Annotated in this window: 16 protein-coding genes, 1 tRNA gene and 1 pseudogene; 12 read left to right on the top strand and 6 right to left on the bottom strand. The window is 71.1% G+C overall.

The window, feature by feature from the left end:
- Positions 1–23: 23 nt before the first annotated feature.
- From rpsA to ACWDA7_RS05040, 4 genes are all read left to right on the top strand, one after another.
- Positions 24–1514 carry a 30S ribosomal protein S1 gene (gene rpsA, locus ACWDA7_RS05055; protein WP_450602803.1) on the top strand — a complete coding sequence of 497 codons (1491 nt, stop codon included), beginning with the start codon at positions 24–26 and terminating at the stop codon, positions 1512–1514.
- 349 nt (positions 1515–1863) lie between these two features.
- Positions 1864–2802, top strand: a complete 939-nt coding sequence (locus ACWDA7_RS05050; protein WP_359389463.1) for a PAC2 family protein — start codon at positions 1864–1866, stop codon at positions 2800–2802.
- Between the two features lie 51 nt (positions 2803–2853).
- Complete coding sequence (gene coaE / locus ACWDA7_RS05045; protein ID WP_450602802.1) at positions 2854–3462, top strand: dephospho-CoA kinase; 609 nt, start codon at positions 2854–2856, stop codon at positions 3460–3462.
- A 50-nt stretch (positions 3463–3512) separates the two neighbouring features.
- Entirely contained in the window at positions 3513–3896 is a 384-nt protein-coding gene (locus ACWDA7_RS05040) for a tetratricopeptide repeat protein (RefSeq protein WP_432926500.1), read from the top strand.
- Positions 3897–3947: 51 nt separating this feature from the next.
- Here ACWDA7_RS05040 and ACWDA7_RS05035 read toward each other — a convergent pair whose 3' ends face one another.
- Positions 3948–4211 carry a DUF6343 family protein gene (locus ACWDA7_RS05035; RefSeq protein WP_450602801.1) on the bottom strand — a complete coding sequence of 88 codons (264 nt, stop codon included), beginning with the start codon at positions 4209–4211 and terminating at the stop codon, positions 3948–3950.
- Between the two features lie 158 nt (positions 4212–4369).
- On the opposite strand from ACWDA7_RS05035, the gene ACWDA7_RS05030 reads away from it, so the two are divergent.
- On the top strand, positions 4370–5311 hold the full coding sequence (locus ACWDA7_RS05030; protein WP_450602917.1) for an acyltransferase domain-containing protein: 942 nt from the start codon (positions 4370–4372) through the stop codon (positions 5309–5311).
- A 212-nt stretch (positions 5312–5523) separates the two neighbouring features.
- The gene (locus ACWDA7_RS05025) at positions 5524–5979 is read left to right on the top strand and encodes a DoxX family protein (protein ID WP_450602800.1); all 456 of its coding nucleotides are present in this window, start codon (positions 5524–5526) and stop codon (positions 5977–5979) included.
- A gap of 96 nt (positions 5980–6075) precedes the next feature.
- On the opposite strand, the gene ACWDA7_RS05020 is transcribed toward ACWDA7_RS05025, so the two are convergent.
- The gene (locus ACWDA7_RS05020) at positions 6076–6723 is read right to left on the bottom strand and encodes an RNA-binding S4 domain-containing protein (protein WP_450602916.1); all 648 of its coding nucleotides are present in this window, start codon (positions 6721–6723) and stop codon (positions 6076–6078) included.
- Between the two features lie 168 nt (positions 6724–6891).
- Between ACWDA7_RS05020 and ACWDA7_RS05015 the strand changes: the two genes are divergently transcribed.
- Positions 6892–7593 (top strand): uracil-DNA glycosylase, encoded by a 702-nt coding sequence (locus ACWDA7_RS05015; protein ID WP_450602799.1) that lies wholly within the window; start codon positions 6892–6894, stop codon positions 7591–7593.
- Positions 7594–7859: 266 nt separating this feature from the next.
- Here ACWDA7_RS05015 and ACWDA7_RS05010 read toward each other — a convergent pair whose 3' ends face one another.
- Together ACWDA7_RS05010 and ACWDA7_RS05005 are read right to left on the bottom strand one after the other, a co-directional pair.
- The gene (locus ACWDA7_RS05010) at positions 7860–8360 is read right to left on the bottom strand and encodes a RidA family protein (protein WP_450602798.1); all 501 of its coding nucleotides are present in this window, start codon (positions 8358–8360) and stop codon (positions 7860–7862) included.
- 281 nt (positions 8361–8641) lie between these two features.
- On the bottom strand, positions 8642–9169 hold the full coding sequence (locus ACWDA7_RS05005; protein WP_450602797.1) for a hypothetical protein: 528 nt from the start codon (positions 9167–9169) through the stop codon (positions 8642–8644).
- Positions 9170–9446: 277 nt separating this feature from the next.
- Here ACWDA7_RS05005 and ACWDA7_RS05000 point away from each other — a divergent pair, with 277 nt between their 5' ends.
- From ACWDA7_RS05000 to ACWDA7_RS04990, 3 genes are all read left to right on the top strand, one after another.
- Complete coding sequence (locus ACWDA7_RS05000; RefSeq protein ID WP_450602796.1) at positions 9447–10235, top strand: nucleotidyltransferase domain-containing protein; 789 nt, start codon at positions 9447–9449, stop codon at positions 10233–10235.
- Positions 10236–10276: 41 nt separating this feature from the next.
- On the top strand, positions 10277–11008 hold the full coding sequence (locus tag ACWDA7_RS04995) for a DUF7873 family protein (protein ID WP_450602795.1): 732 nt from the start codon (positions 10277–10279) through the stop codon (positions 11006–11008).
- Between the two features lie 127 nt (positions 11009–11135).
- Positions 11136–11276, top strand: a tRNA-Pro gene (locus ACWDA7_RS04990).
- Positions 11277–11441: 165 nt separating this feature from the next.
- Here ACWDA7_RS04990 and ACWDA7_RS04985 read toward each other — a convergent pair.
- The gene (locus ACWDA7_RS04985; protein WP_450602794.1) at positions 11442–12392 is read right to left on the bottom strand and encodes an endonuclease/exonuclease/phosphatase family protein; all 951 of its coding nucleotides are present in this window, start codon (positions 12390–12392) and stop codon (positions 11442–11444) included.
- Positions 12393–12529: 137 nt separating this feature from the next.
- On the opposite strand from ACWDA7_RS04985, the gene ACWDA7_RS04980 reads away from it, so the two are divergent.
- Both ACWDA7_RS04980 and ACWDA7_RS04975 read left to right on the top strand, forming a co-directional pair.
- Positions 12530–13903, top strand: coding sequence for an amidohydrolase (locus ACWDA7_RS04980; RefSeq protein ID WP_450602793.1), 1374 nt, complete (start codon positions 12530–12532; stop codon positions 13901–13903).
- 192 nt (positions 13904–14095) lie between these two features.
- Positions 14096–14269 (top strand): hypothetical protein, encoded by a 174-nt coding sequence (locus ACWDA7_RS04975; protein WP_359389498.1) that lies wholly within the window; start codon positions 14096–14098, stop codon positions 14267–14269.
- Positions 14270–14283: 14 nt separating this feature from the next.
- On the opposite strand, the pseudogene ACWDA7_RS04970 reads toward ACWDA7_RS04975, so the two are convergent.
- Positions 14284–14475: pseudogene (locus tag ACWDA7_RS04970) on the bottom strand (ABC transporter ATP-binding protein); the annotation flags it as partial.
- Between the last annotated feature and the right edge of the window lie 95 nt (positions 14476–14570).

Raw genomic sequence — 14570 nt, 5'->3', positions numbered from 1 at the left:
TCCGTACCGGAGCCCTTTCCCACATGACGAGCAGCACCGAGACCACCGCCACCACTCCGCAGGTAGCGGTCAACGACATCGGTAACGAGGAAGCCTTCCTCGCAGCGATCGACGAGACGATCAAGTACTTCAACGACGGCGACATCGTCGACGGCGTCATCGTGAAGGTCGACCGGGACGAGGTCCTGCTCGACATCGGTTACAAGACCGAAGGTGTCATCCCGAGCCGCGAGCTCTCGATCAAGCACGACGTCGACCCGAACGAGGTCGTTGCCGTCGGCGACGAGATCGAGGCCCTTGTCCTCCAGAAGGAGGACAAGGAAGGCCGCCTGATCCTCTCGAAGAAGCGCGCCCAGTACGAGCGTGCCTGGGGCACGATCGAGAAGATCAAGGAAGAGGACGGCATCGTCACTGGTACCGTCATCGAGGTCGTCAAGGGTGGTCTCATCCTCGACATCGGCCTCCGCGGCTTCCTCCCGGCCTCCCTGGTCGAGATGCGCCGGGTCCGCGACCTCCAGCCGTACGTCGGCAAGGAGCTCGAGGCGAAGATCATCGAGCTGGACAAGAACCGCAACAACGTGGTCCTGTCCCGCCGCGCCTGGCTCGAGCAGACCCAGTCCGAGGTCCGCCAGACGTTCCTCACGACCCTGCAGAAGGGTCAGGTCCGTTCCGGTGTGGTCTCCTCGATCGTCAACTTCGGTGCCTTCGTGGACCTGGGTGGCGTCGACGGTCTGGTCCACGTCTCCGAGCTGTCCTGGAAGCACATCGACCACCCGTCCGAGGTTGTCGAGGTCGGCCAGGAGGTCACCGTCGAGGTCCTCGACGTCGACATGGACCGCGAGCGCGTCTCCCTGTCGCTGAAGGCGACCCAGGAAGACCCGTGGCAGCAGTTCGCCCGCACCCACCAGATCGGCCAGGTCGTGCCCGGCAAGGTCACGAAGCTGGTTCCGTTCGGTGCGTTCGTCCGCGTGGACGAGGGCATCGAGGGTCTGGTCCACATCTCCGAGCTGGCCGAGCGCCACGTGGAGATCCCGGAGCAGGTCGTCCAGGTCAACGACGAGATCTTCGTCAAGGTCATCGACATCGACCTCGAGCGCCGTCGCATCAGCCTCTCGCTGAAGCAGGCCAACGAGTCCTTCGGCGCCGACCCGGCCTCGGTCGAGTTCGACCCGACGCTGTACGGCATGGCCGCGTCCTACGACGACCAGGGCAACTACATCTACCCCGAGGGCTTCGACCCCGAGACCAACGACTGGCTCGAGGGCTACGAGAAGCAGCGCGAGGAGTGGGAGCGCCAGTACGCCGAGGCGCAGCAGCGCTTCGAGCAGCACCAGCAGCAGGTCATCAAGTCCCGCGAGGCCGACGCTGCCGCCGCTGCCGAGGGTGGCGAGCCCGCCGCTCCGGCCGCGACCGGCGGTTCGTACTCCTCCGAGGGTGGCGACAGCTCCGGCGCCCTGGCCTCGGACGAGGCGCTGGCTGCGCTGCGCGAGAAGCTGGCCGGCGGTCAGAGCTGAACGCTCGCCGCTAGGCGTTAGCCGATGACTGAGGGCCCGTCCCCCTGGGGGCGGGCCCTCAGCCGTGCCTACCGGGCGCCGCACCCTCCCATAGGGAGGCGAGATCGGCAGCGTCGCCGGCCGGCGGTCCGTCGCATCGCCGAGGCGGCGTCCGGGCATGCTGTCCGGCGTGTCGTGACCTCGGCCCAGGGGCTGCGCCTGCGCGCGCGTCGGGTCTCCCGGACCCTCCCGGCGGCTTCCCGGGCCCGGGGCCCGGGGACTGACTGAGTGTTGTGCGTCGGTGCACAAATCGGGAATGGACGTGTCCCAGCCCACGTTGTGCAGTACGAACACGAGGAGGAGCGGTCTAGTGCTTGATCCGCAGGGTTTGTACGCATGGGAGCCGAAGGGCCTGGCCGTCGTCGACATGGCGCTCGCCCAGGAGTCGGCAGGACTGGTCATGCTCTACCACTTCGACGGCTACATCGACGCAGGTGAGGCCGGCGAGCAGATCGTCGACCGGCTCCTGGACTCGCTGCCCCACCAGGTGGTGGCCAGGTTCGATCACGACCGGCTGGTCGACTACCGCGCCCGCCGCCCGCTGCTCACCTTCGAGCGTGACCGCTGGACGGACTACGAGGAGCCCACGATCGAGGTACGCCTCGTCCAGGACACCACCGGGGCGCCCTTCCTACTGCTGACCGGTCCGGAGCCGGACGTGGAGTGGGAGCGCTTCGCCGTGGCCGTCCGACAGATCGTGGAGCGGCTCGGCGTCCGCCTGTCGGTGAGCTTCCACGGGATCCCGATGGGCGTGCCGCACACCCGCCCGGTGGGCCTCACCCCTCACGGCAACCGCACCGACCTCGTGCCGGGCCACCGCAGCCCCTTCGACGAGGCGCAGGTCCCCGGCAGCGCCGAGGCCCTGGTCGAGTACCGGCTCATGCAGGCCGGACACGACGTACTGGGCGTCGCGACCCACGTCCCGCACTACATCGCCCGCTCGGCCTATCCGGACGCGGCACTGACCGCTCTGGAGGCCATCACGGCCGCGACGGGGCTGGTTCTCCCCACGATCGCCCACTCCCTGCGCTCGGACGCGCACCGCACACAGACGGAGATCGACCGGCAGATCCAGGAGGGCGACGAGGAACTGGTCGCTCTTGTCCAGGGCCTCGAGCACCAGTACGACGCCGCGGCAGGTGCCGAGACACGCGGCAACATGCTTGCCGAGCCCCTCGAGATCCCGTCCGCGGACGAGATCGGGCAGGAATTCGAGCGCTTCCTGGCGGAGCGCGAGGGCGACGGCTGAACGCGGGGCCCGTCGCCGGTGCCGCCGGTGCCAGGCCGTAGGCTTCGCGTCATGCTGAAGGTGGGCCTGACCGGCGGTATCGGGGCCGGCAAGAGCGAGGTGTCGCGGCTGCTCGTGGAGTGCGGGGCCGTGCTGATCGACGCGGACCGCATCGCGCGCGAGGTCGTCGCGCCCGGAACGGCCGGGCTGGCCGCAGTCGTCGAGGCCTTCGGCGAGGACGTCCTCGCGCCGGACGGGGGCCTCGACCGCCCCAAGCTCGGCTCGATCGTCTTCGCCGACCCGGAGAAGCTGGCCGTGCTGAACTCGATCGTGCACCCCTTGGTGGGCGCCCGTTCGCGCGAACTGGAGAGCGCCGCGCCCCGGGACGCCGTGGTCGTGCACGACGTCCCGCTCCTCGCCGAGAACGGGCTGGCCCCGCTGTACGACGTCGTGATCGTCGTCGACGCCGACCCCGCCACCCAGCTCGACCGGCTGGTCCGTCTGCGCGGCATGACCGAGCAGGACGCACGCGCACGCATGGCCGCCCAGGCCACGCGGGAGAAGCGGCTGGAAACGGCGGACATCGTCATCGACAACGACGGGCCACTGGAGCAGCTGGAACGGAGCGTAAGGGTCATATGGGCTGATCTGGTGCGCCGGGCGCGGCTCCCGCAGGAATAGCGGTCGACCCCGGGGGCGTTGAACCCCGGAAGTTAGGGAAGGACTCTGCCGTGCCCGACACCAGCGATCCGACCGGACGTACTCCGGAGACCCATGTGATCGACTTCCGCGCCGCCGAGCAGTTGCTCGCCGCGCGGGACCCCCGGGGCGCGGTGAAACTACTGGACGGCGTGATCGCCGCGCACCCCGAGAACACCGCTGCGCGGCTGCTGCGCGCGCGTGCCTTCTTCGCCGCAGCGCAATTGCGGCCCGCGGAGTTGGAGTTCAGCATCGTGCTGGAGCGTGAACCCGACAACGCGTTCGCGCACTTCGCGCTGGCCCGCACCTACGAGCGCCAGTCACGTCCGGAGGAGGCCAAGCGGCACTTCCGGCTCGCCGCCGCGCTGGACCCGAACCCGGAGTACCTGAGAGCGGCGCGCTTCGACTCCCAGTAGGGGCGCACTACCGCTCCGAGGGGACCGGCGGAGTTCCGTCACCGAGGTTCCCTACCGACGGTGTTCGGGCGGCGGATACGGCGGGACATCGCGGCCCGGCTGCCAGTGCGGGCCCTGATGGATGTGGCGCAGGATCACGGCCAAGTCCACGGTGACGATCAGCCACAGCACGCCGCAGGCGGCTGCCCAGCCGGGCCGCCCCAGGAGGGCGAACACGACCGTTCCGAAGGTCGCCCAGACGAGACCCCAGACGCTCAGCCAGAACCGCGCCCGCAGGGCACTGCGCGCCGTCGTCGGTTCGCTGCCGGTACGCATCACATCACCGTTCCTACCGGGACAAGTACCCTTCGTGATGCACGTTCACCATGAAACGGTGACCGGATCCGACGGGTCGCGGCGAGCGCGGGGCGGGTCCTCGAGGGGAGGCGACGGTGCTGGAGGCGCTGCGGGAGGACACGCGGCTCGCCGAATGGATGCGGGACCTGGAGAGCGAGGGTGGTGCCCCCACGGGGCTCGTCCTGCCCGACGCGGACGAACTCCCCGGCATCCTGCTCGACCTGTCCGTACCCCACGAGGACATCAACGACCTCGTCGCCCTGCGCGCCCGGCTGGCGCGGGACGCGGAGGCCATGACGCTGCTGGGGCGGTGCGTCACCCGGTTCGTGCGGGACATGGGGGAGATCGGCAGGGCCTGGGAACCGCCGTCCTTCCCGGAGTCGGCGGGGGCGCTCGGACGGTTCTTCCACGTGTACGTCTTCGTCGCCGCCCTTCCCTATGTGCGCGCCCACCACCGGGAGCACGGCATCCCCGAGGAGGTGTCACGCCGCACCCTCGCGGACCTCGGGCGGCAGATGGCCGTGCACCGCCGGCGGTGTGGCACGGGCGGGCTGCTGTTCCCGTGGTGGACGGCGCTGCACTTCCACGGGGAGCTGTTCCAGCTGGGGCGGCTGCAGTACCAGCGCGCACGGCTCGGGCAGCGCACCGGACGGGCCGTCGCCGCGGCGGGCCGTGGGCTCGGACCCGGCGACCCCTGTCTCAGCCTGCACATACCGGACTTCAGCGGCCCCCTGTCGGCGTCCGCGTGCGAGCGGTCCCTGGCACTGGCCCGGGCCTTCTTCGCCGAGCACTATCCGGAGGAGCGCTACGAGATCGCCGTGTGCGACTCCTGGCTGCTCGATCCGCAGCTCAAGAACTACCTCCCGGCCGACTCCAACATCATCCGCTTCCAGGACCGCTTCGAGCTCGCGCACCAGGAGACGACGCCGGACGACGGCATGCCGGTCGGCTTCGTCTTCGGCGATCCCGACCTTCCGGTGGAGCGGCTGCCTCGGCGGAGCAGTGTGGAGCGGGCGGTGGTGGACCATCTGCGGTCCGGCGGGCACTGGTACGGCGGGCACGGCTGGTTCGCGCTCTGACCGCGCCCCCGTGCGGGGGCTCCACGGGCTCCATCCTCGAACGTGTCACCGCATCGGGTGATGCGGGATCGGGAACGAGGAGCGGAAGACCGCCCGTCGGACGGGCATGAGAACCGGGTGGGGAAAGGCGGCCGGGCAGCGATGAGTCGCGGGACGTGGACGGGTCTACCTCTGTGACAGCACCGCTGACCCGCTACCCCGAGGAGAACCTCATGTCCGAGACCACCGCCTCAGCCGCCCAGGCCGTCTCCGCCGCCCGCGAGCCGGGCCGTGGGCGCAGCCGGAGCCGACGTGCCGAGATCTCCTTGCGCGCTCTGCAGATCACGCTCGCGCTGTTCTACGGGCTCGCGAGCGCGCTGCCCAAGCTGATCGCGCACCCGTCGGCGGCCGATTCCTTCGACAGGATCGGCTGGGGGCACCCGGGGATGTACACCATCGGCGCACTCGAACTGGCCGGGGCTGTCGCCCTGGTGATCCCGTTCCTCGCGCCGGTCGCGGCGATGGCGCTGTCCGGGCTGATGGTGGGCGCGTTCATCGTCCAGCTCACCGTCTTCGACGGTCAGAACGCGGCCACCCCGCTGATCCTGCTGGTCCCGCTGGCGCTGATCGCCTGGGCCCGGCGCCACCGTGTGGCGGACCTGGCGCGCCTGGTACTGCGCCGCGCATGACCGGCGCTGCGGGCATGACCGGCTCCGCCCATGAGAGCGAGGGCGTGCGGCGCGGAACAGGGCGGGGCGGGGGACCGCCCCTGCTCCGTCCCGTCCTCAGCCCGCTCCGGAGCCGCCCCGGCCGTCCGGCCGACTCCCGCCCTTGGCCCGTCGCTGACCGCCCGGATGGCGCCCCGCCGCATAGGCGTCCGCGAAGCCGCCGCCGGGGGCCGCTGCCAGGCCGCGGAGGCGTTCCATCTCGCGGCGGTCGCGCTTGGTGGGGCGGCCGGTGCCGCGATCGCGGACGCCGGCCGGGGCCACGGCCTCGCGGGGCGGCGGGGGCGGACTGTTGTCGATGTAGCACTGGACGGCCACCGGGGCCCCGACCCGCTTGCGGATCAGACGCGTCACGACGACGACCCGCTCCCGGCCCTCGTGCCGCAGACGCACCTCGTCACCGACGCGCACGGCGTACGCGGGCTTCACACGCTCGCCGTTCACCCGGACATGGCCGCCCCGGCAGGCGGTCGCACCGACCGAGCGGGTCTTGACGAGCCGCACCGACCAGATCCAGCTGTCGATGCGCACGCTCTCGCCGTTCGACGGCCCGGCGGCGTCGGCGGCGGCCGCAGCGGCAGCCTTCTTCGGGTCGGCGGCCGTGGGTTCCACCGAGGCCGAGGCATCGGCCGCGCGGTCCTCTTCAGGGCCGTCGGCGTCGCGCCGATCCGCCTCGGGGGCCGGACCCGGCTCGGCATCCCGGCCCATGCCGCCTGCCTGGGCCGCGCCCGCCTCGCCCGTCCTGTCGTCGTCCGCATCTGCAGCAGCCATGTCCTCGACCTTAGTCCCCTGAGCTGGGTCAACCGGACGTCATTTTCTCGGGGCCCCTCCCGGCCCTCGTCCGGGGCCGGTTCCGTCCGGCTCTACCGTGGAGGCATGGACAGCAGCAGCCTCGCCGCGCTGGACGAGCGGATCACGGGATGCCGCGCCTGCCCGCGTCTGGTCGAGTGGCGGGAGGAAGTGGCCCGTACCAAGCGCGCCGCGTTCGCCGACTGGGACTACTGGGGACGGCCGGTGCCCGGCTTCGGACCGCCGGACGCCAGGATGCTGGTGATCGGACTCGCCCCCGCGGCCCACGGTGGGAACCGCACCGGGCGGATGTTCACCGGCGACCGGTCCGGCGACGTCCTGTACGCGGCGCTGCACGCTGTGGGCCTGGCGTCGCAGCCCACGTCGGTGGCCGCCGACGACGGCCTGGAACTGTACGGGGTGCGTGTCACAGCCCCGGTGCACTGCGCCCCGCCGGCCAACAAGCCGACGCCCGGGGAACGGGACACCTGCCGGCCGTGGCTCGTCCAGGAACTGCGGCTGCTGCGGCCGTCCCTGCGCTCCGTGGTGGCGCTCGGCGCCTTCGGCTGGCAGGCCGCGCTGGCCGCACTCGCCGAGGCGGGCTGGGCGGTGCCGCGACCACGACCCGCATTCGGGCACGGAGCCCGGGTGACGCTGGAGGGCCTCGAGCTCTTCGGCTGCTTCCACGTCAGCCAGCGCAACACCTTCACGGGCCGTCTCACCCCCGAGATGCTGCGGGACGTGCTGCGCACGGCGGCCGAGGCGGCGGGTCTGCCCGCCGAGCGGTAGACCGGGGCCGAGCGGTCACGACGCCCGTGACTCCGACGAGCCCGGCTCCCGGGCCGGTTGGCCATGACGGGGCGGCCTTGCGCACGGGCGTGGCGGAGGCGCTGGTCGCGGTGACGGACACGGGCGCCCGAGGCCGAGCCGCGCCGCGCCTGGGCCGCGACTCGGACGGTGTCGGGGCGCTCGGATGACGCGAGCCGCCGCGATGGGCCGCTGGGAGATGGCGTCGTGCAGGCGATGACGGGCCGCAACTCCCGGGGAATGGGCTGCTACGCCTCCCGCGGGGCGGCGGGAGCAACGGTTCTCGCGTTGGGAACAATGGCCGTCGCAGTGGGAACCACGTCTGCCGCGGTGGGAGCGACGGCCGACGAGGTCGGGATCACGGCGGTCGCGGTGATCTCGACCAACTGTCCGGTGTACCCGAGGCAGGCCACGCCGATGAGCGTCGACGAATGCGGCCCGGTGCTGAGCCCCGAGGCCTCGACCACGTCCCAGACCGCGGAGAGCAGCGCGGGTTTGCCGCTCACTACATATACGTCCGTCGACACCACGTGCGTCATGTCGCTTCCGACTGCGCGCAGTTGCTCATCGAGGTTGGCGAGCACCTGCTGGGCCTGCCGTACCGGATCGCCTTCGCCGACGAGCTTCCCGTCCGCGTCGAGCGGCACGGACCCGGCCAGGAACGCGAGCCGGGTCCCCGCCTCCACGACGGACGCGTGCGCGTAGCGGGGCGGTGGGAAGAGCGTGGGAACGGTGACGCGCTTGAGCATGGTGCCTCCCGGGGAGCGACTACCGGTGCGACCGGCCGCGCCGACGCACCGCAACCCGCCGATCATGCGCGGTGCCGCCCATCGACCGCATCCGAATTCGTCCCGGTTCGCGGCGGAGCCGAGCGCATTGCACGGCCCACCGAACCGGCCCTGCCTTGGGGTGCGTCCACCGGCGAAGCCCCACCGCGCGCGGCCGCTTCGCCTGCCCGATCCGGGGCACGTCCGGGCCGCGACGCACACGCCGAGACCGCCCTCGCCCAGCGAGCCGGTTCCCGGCCTCATCAAGGCGGTCGGCCGTCCCCGTCAGGACGGTCGACCATCGCTGGGCCACTCGCTTGCCGCACGCACTCCTCCGCAAGGGCGGGATACGCCTCGGCGATGGCCGCGCAGATCCGCTGCCGCCGGACTGCCATGGCCTCCGCTCGCCCGGCACCGGAGAGGCCGTTCAGGAGCCGGTCGTCATGGCTGAGCCGGTGGAGGAGATAGCCGACCTTCCAGGGGTCGAGCGCGGAACGGTCGGCCGGGACAGGCGGTGAGCCACCGCGTGCAGGCATGGGTGAGATGTCGGGCGGAGCAGGAGAGGTGTCGTGGGTGCCCCCAGCGACACCACCGGACAGCCGTCGCTCCCTCTCCGTACGTGCGCGGTGCTCCACGGCTCGCAGCGCGAGCGTCCCCGGCTCCAGGCGAGGGATCTCGATCGCCTCGGCCCTGATCCGCTCCAGCACCGCCTGCCTTTGCGACGTCGCCGCCCCCTCCGGTTCCGCCCGCGCGACGTGCCGTCGGCTGTCCGAGGCCTCGCAACCGGCCATGATTGCCTCCCCGTACCCGATAACCCGCGGATCGTCACGCTCTGTGACGACTCCATCATTGATAATGCGCGGCACTGACAATCGCCTCGACCCGGACCCGCACCCTCGCGATATCCCCCGCAAACCCAGCGGACGGACGGTCCGGCGACCGCTACGGTAGGTGGCCGTATCTGCGACGAAGGGGCCCGGTGGACCAGTTGACGGAGCCGACGGCGGCCGGAGGGATCGAGGCGCGCACGGCCGGCGACGAGACTCGCGGTAACGGGGACGGCCGGGGGTGACCGTGGACGACAAGGCGTTCCTCGACCACGTGGCGGACCGGCTCGCGGCCCTGCCCGCGGTCGGGGCCGTGGCCCTCGGCGGCTCCCGCGCGCAAGGCACCCACGGCCCGGACAGCGACTGGGACCTGGCCGTGTACTACCGGGGCCCGGACTTCGACCCCGCACACCTGCGGGCCATCGGCTGGCCCGGCGAGGTGTCGGATATCGGCGGCTGGGGCGGGGGAGTCTTCAACGGCGGCGCCTGGCTGACCGTCGACGGCCGCCGCGTCGACGTGCACTATCGCGATCTCGACGTCGTGGAGCACGAGTTGGCCGAGGCCGAGGGGGGCCGCTTCCATGTCGAGCCGCTGCTGTTCCACCTCGCCGGCATCCCCAGCTATCTGGTCGTCGCCGAACTGGCCGTGAACCGCGTGCTGCGAGGCACCGTTGCGCGCCCGCAGGCATACCCGGAGCCGCTGCGCGCCTCCGCAGCCGAGCGCTGGTACGGCACGGCCCGCGCCACCCTCTCGTACGCGAAGGCCAACCACGCACCGAAGTCCTGCCTCACCGAGGTCGCCGGCGCCCTGGCCACGGCCGCCGCCCAGTCCGCACACGCCGTGCTGGCCGCACGGGGGGAGTGGGTGACCAACGAGAAGCGGTTGCTGGAGCGGGCGGGGCTGCGGGGGGTCGACGAGATCGTATTGGGGCTGAGAGCCGCCCCGGACCGGCTCGCGGAGGCCATCGGGTCGGCCGAGGAAGTCTTCGGTGAAGCCCTTGTCGCCGCAAGGGAATTCGCGGCCCGATAATCCTTCGAAACGTCGAGTACCTCGCTGCTACCGTCTCCGGCGTGGCGAAACTCAATCAGATCATCGCAGTCGAGAAGGGCATCAAGTCCAAGTCCCATCAGGACCTGACGGCAGCTCACCACGGGCTCCTGAAGCCCGCGTTGCTGGCCGGCATCTCGCGTACGTACCAGCCGAAGGACGAAGAGGGCGAGCAATTGCCGCCCGAGTCGACGCGGGTCCAGGTGAAGGCGGAGGACGTGCTGCGGCAGACCGCGGCGACGCTCACGCGGCTGTTCGACGTGACCGCCACGAAGGACTGGGCCAACTGCGCCGCCAGGGCGGACGTGAAGGTGGACGGGCGGGTGCTCATCGCCGATGTCCCCGTGGCGTATCTGCTCTTCCTAGAGAAGCAGCTCGTCGATCTCAACACCTTCGTCCGCAAGCTGCCGGTCCTCGACGCCGCCGAGTCCTGGATCCAGGACCCGTCCACCGACGCATGGAAGACGGAGCCGGTACGCACCCTGCGCACGAAGAAGGTGCCCCGCAACCATGTGAAGGCGGAGGCCACCGAGAAGCACCCGGCGCAGGTCGAGGTGTACTACGAGGACGTGCCGGTCGGATACTGGACGACCGTGAAGTTCTCCGGCGCACTGCCCGCCAGGCGTGTGAACGAGCTGCTCGACCGGGTCGAGAAGCTCCAGCAGGCCGTCAAGTTCGCCCGGGAGGAGGCGAACGGAACGGATGTCGTCGAGCAGCGCGTCGGTGACGCCGTCTTCGGCTACCTGTTCGGGTAGCCTCAAGAACTCCCCGGCCACCACGAACGACGGCCGGGGCGCGCGAGGAGCGCAAGCTGAAGCTGAAGCTTGTCGTGACGACGCGGTCCCAGTGGAGGTTCGAGTCCTCCCCGCGGCACAATCTCCGGCCGCGGTAGCCCAATTCGGCAGAGGCAGACCGCGATCAATCTCAGACTATCGCTCCAGACTCAGCATTCGCCGCCGATCGCCGGATCGACCGGGCCCGGGCCCCGGACGCCGAAATACTGGTTCAAGTCCAGTCCGCGTAGCTCGATACGCGGTGGTCCAAAGGCAGGACGCGGCGACATCACGACTGACCTGGGTCCTCAAGCGTGCCGGCGTGCCCACATGGGCGGCATTCCAGGGCCCGGGGGCCGGCTACGCCCCCGGGCCCGCTCCCGTCCCGGCACGGTTACGGCCTTCTGCCCTGCCATCAGGACCCGACGCGGACCCACACGGGGGCGTGGTCCGACCCGGGTGCCCCGCGTCGCTCTTCCGGATCGGCGCCGACCGACGGCAGGACCGGTCCGTCGTCGGGCAGGCCCGTGCCCGCCGCCGTGAGGTGGTGGACCAGGGAATGGCTGACCAATATGTGGTCGATGAGTTCGTGGCGCCCGGAGGTGACGCGCGAGTACCGCTTCTGCTCCGGGATGAGCGGCGCCACGTCCCACAGACGCACCGCGTCGCCCCGGTCCGGGTGCTCGTACCCGGGTGTGCCGATCTCGGATCCGGGCGGGCCCAGCAGGATCTGGGTCGTCGCGGCCTGCACCTCGTCGTTCATGTCGCCCAGCACCGCCACATCGCGGGTGCGCCCCTCGCCGGCCAGCAGGTCGTCGGCGAGCGCCCGCAGGGCCGTCGCCTCGGCGGCCCGCCGGTAGAGGGCGTATGCGCCGAAGCGGGCCCGTTCGCCCTCGTCGCGCGGCTGGAAGCGACCGCCCGGGTACGACAGCAGCTTCGACTTCAGATGGGCCACCGCGACCTTCAGTGTCAGCTCGCCGACGGTGACCTCCACCGCGAGGAAACCCCGGCCCGCGTGCGACACGGGCGTCCCGTCGTCGTCCCCCTGCACTGGCCGCAGCAGTTGGGGGAAACCACTGGTGTCGGCGAGCACGCGCGGCTGGGCTCGGCTGAGGAAGCCCACTCGTATGCCGCGTTCGTCCGGGTTCTGGGAGACCGTGACGTGCCACTGGCCGTCCAGCATTCCGGCCAGGTCCTCCAGTGCCTCGGGTTCTCCGACCTCCTGGACGCCGAGCAGCGCCGGATCGAGCTTCGTGATCACGGCGGCCAGGGCGGCGAGCTTCGTCTCGTACCCGGCCTTGTCCTTGGGGCCGAACGGGCCCCCGGGCCGGTACAGGTTCTCCAGGTTCCAGGTGCCGACGAGCATGCCGGGCTCCTTCCAGAAGCCGAGTGGCGGGCTGTGGTGACGCCCAGCCTGCGCGCGCAACCGCCGGTGGAACAGGGCGGCGACGGGATGCGCGGTGCATGTCGCCCAGGAGTACGACCACGTCGTACGGTGACGGGATGACGTCCACTCAGGCCGGCCGGCAGACGGCTCCCGCCGACCTCGTCATCACCGGCTGCACGGTCCTCGTGCACGACGACCAGGAGCGGATCGGCTTCGCGGAGGACGCCGCGGTCGTCGTACGGGACGGGATCGTGGAGTCGGTGACGCCCGCGGCGGACGTCAGGGACCTGCCTGCCGTCGAGCGCATCGACGCGCGCGGCCAGGTGGCTGTGCCCGGCCTGATCAACTGCCAGACGCACTCCCCGATGGTCGCCCTGCGGGGCATCGCCGAGGACCTGCCCGTGCAGGAGTGGTTCAACGAATTCATCTGGCCCATCGAGTCCAACCTCACCGAGGAGGATGCGGCGTCGGCGGCGCGGCTCGCCTGCGCGGAGATGATCCGCGGCGGTGTCACCTGCTTCGCCGACCACTACTTCTCGATGGACGCCGTCGCCTCCGTCGTGGCCGACTGCGGACTCCGAGCCCATCTGGGGGAGGCGTTCTTCTCTTCGCAGGGCGCCGCAGGACGCGAGCGATCACTGGACTTCGCGCTGCGGCACCGGGGTTTCGCCGACGGGCGCATCACCACCGCCCTCGCCCCGCACGCCCCGTACACCGTGAGCGACGCGGACCTCGTGGCCACCGCCGGACTCGCCCGCGACTACGGCCTTCCCGTCCACATCCACGCCGCCGAGAACCGCGAGCAGACCGACACCAGCCTGGCGCGGCACGGACGTACCCCCATCGAGGTCCTGGAAGCGGCCGGACTCCTCGGCAGCGACCTGCTCATCGCGCACGGCACCGGCATCGTGGAGCGCGACCTGCCCGTGCTGGAGCGGGCGACCGGAAGCGTGGCCGTGGCGACCGCACCTCGCGGCTACCTCAAGTTCGCCTGGCCCACCACCACACCGGTACGGGCACTGCGCGCGCTCGGGATCCCGGTCGGACTCGCCACGGACGGCGCCGCCTCCAACAACTCCCTGGACGTATGGGAGTCCATGGCTCTCACCTCCCTGGCACAGAAGTCGGCCGAGGGCGACCCCGGCTGGCTGACGTCCCGGCAGGCGCTGCACCACGCCACGCTCCAGAGCGCCCGGGCCGTCGGACTCGGCGACCGTATCGGCAGCATCGCCCAGGGACGCCGCGCCGACATCGTGCTGGTGGACATCGGCGGACCGCACACCCAGCCCGTCCACGACCTCGCGGCCACCCTTGTGCACAGCGCCCGGGCGTCGGACGTCCGCACCACGATCGTGGACGGGCGCGTCCTCATGCGTGACCGCGAACTGCTCACCATCGACCTGCCGTCGACCCTGCGCGAGCTGGAGGAGCGGCTGCCCGCCCTCGTGGACCGCGGCCATGGCCGGCGCATCCAGGAGTACGACGGCTGAGCCGTCCTGATGGGTCATCGCGTTCCAGCAAAGCGAAACTATGCGTTCATCCACGGCCATTCCGTGCTGAGCGAGTGTCGAATACGTCTCAGTACCGTCACTTCACGATCCGTTCATGTGGGAAGGGGCGTTTAACTTTGTGAGCCGACCGGGGTCGGCTCGCCGGAAGACGGCGTGGCAAGGAGGTGCAGGGTGAACGGGCGAACGGTGCTGGAGCGGTTTCCCGCCGGCGGGCCGCGCGGATCGTGGCCCGCGGAGGAGTTCGCGCAGGCGCGCCGCCTGGAGGGGCTGCCCGCGGAGGTGGTCATGGACCTCGCGACGGATGCGTTCCTGGTGATCGTGGCCGGAGCCGACGCCACCGAGTAGCCGGTCCTCGGGTCTCAGCCGGCTTCCCGGCTGGTGACCTTCGCCGTGAACTGCGACGCCTGCAGGGCGTACAGGTCGGCGTAGACGCCACCCGCGGCGAGGAGTTCGTCCGGCGTGCCGGACTCCACGAGCCGCCCTTGTTCCAGTACGTGCACGAGATCGGCGTGGCGCACCGACGCCAGCCGGTGGGTGATCAGGACGACCGTCTAGAAGATCACTGAAAATCTTGCTGTGAGGGTGGTTCCGCTGGTGGCGGGGCCGCCCTCCGTGCTTCATGGTGTGGCCGGAGTCAGGGTCCAGG

It is taken from the genome of Streptomyces sp. NPDC001156, assembly GCF_053598275.1.
The sequence above is the reverse complement of the archived record's forward strand: the minus strand, read 5'-3'. Positions and strand labels throughout refer to the sequence as shown.

Coding starts and splice junctions, on each gene's coding strand:
- rpsA (WP_450602803.1), top strand. CDS start 24: ATGACGAGCAGCACCGAGACCACCGCCACCACTCCGCAGGTAGCGGTC.
- coaE (WP_450602802.1), top strand. CDS start 2,854: ATGCTGAAGGTGGGCCTGACCGGCGGTATCGGGGCCGGCAAGAGCGAG.
- ACWDA7_RS05035 (WP_450602801.1), bottom strand. CDS start 4,211: ATGCGTACCGGCAGCGAACCGACGACGGCGCGCAGTGCCCTGCGGGCG.
- ACWDA7_RS05030 (WP_450602917.1), top strand. CDS start 4,370: ATGCGGGACCTGGAGAGCGAGGGTGGTGCCCCCACGGGGCTCGTCCTG.
- ACWDA7_RS05025 (WP_450602800.1), top strand. CDS start 5,524: ATGTCCGAGACCACCGCCTCAGCCGCCCAGGCCGTCTCCGCCGCCCGC.
- ACWDA7_RS05020 (WP_450602916.1), bottom strand. CDS start 6,723: ATGGGCCGGGATGCCGAGCCGGGTCCGGCCCCCGAGGCGGATCGGCGC.
- ACWDA7_RS05015 (WP_450602799.1), top strand. CDS start 6,892: ATGGACAGCAGCAGCCTCGCCGCGCTGGACGAGCGGATCACGGGATGC.
- ACWDA7_RS05010 (WP_450602798.1), bottom strand. CDS start 8,360: ATGCTCAAGCGCGTCACCGTTCCCACGCTCTTCCCACCGCCCCGCTAC.
- ACWDA7_RS05005 (WP_450602797.1), bottom strand. CDS start 9,169: ATGGCCGGTTGCGAGGCCTCGGACAGCCGACGGCACGTCGCGCGGGCG.
- ACWDA7_RS04985 (WP_450602794.1), bottom strand. CDS start 12,392: ATGCTCGTCGGCACCTGGAACCTGGAGAACCTGTACCGGCCCGGGGGC.
- ACWDA7_RS04980 (WP_450602793.1), top strand. CDS start 12,530: ATGACGTCCACTCAGGCCGGCCGGCAGACGGCTCCCGCCGACCTCGTC.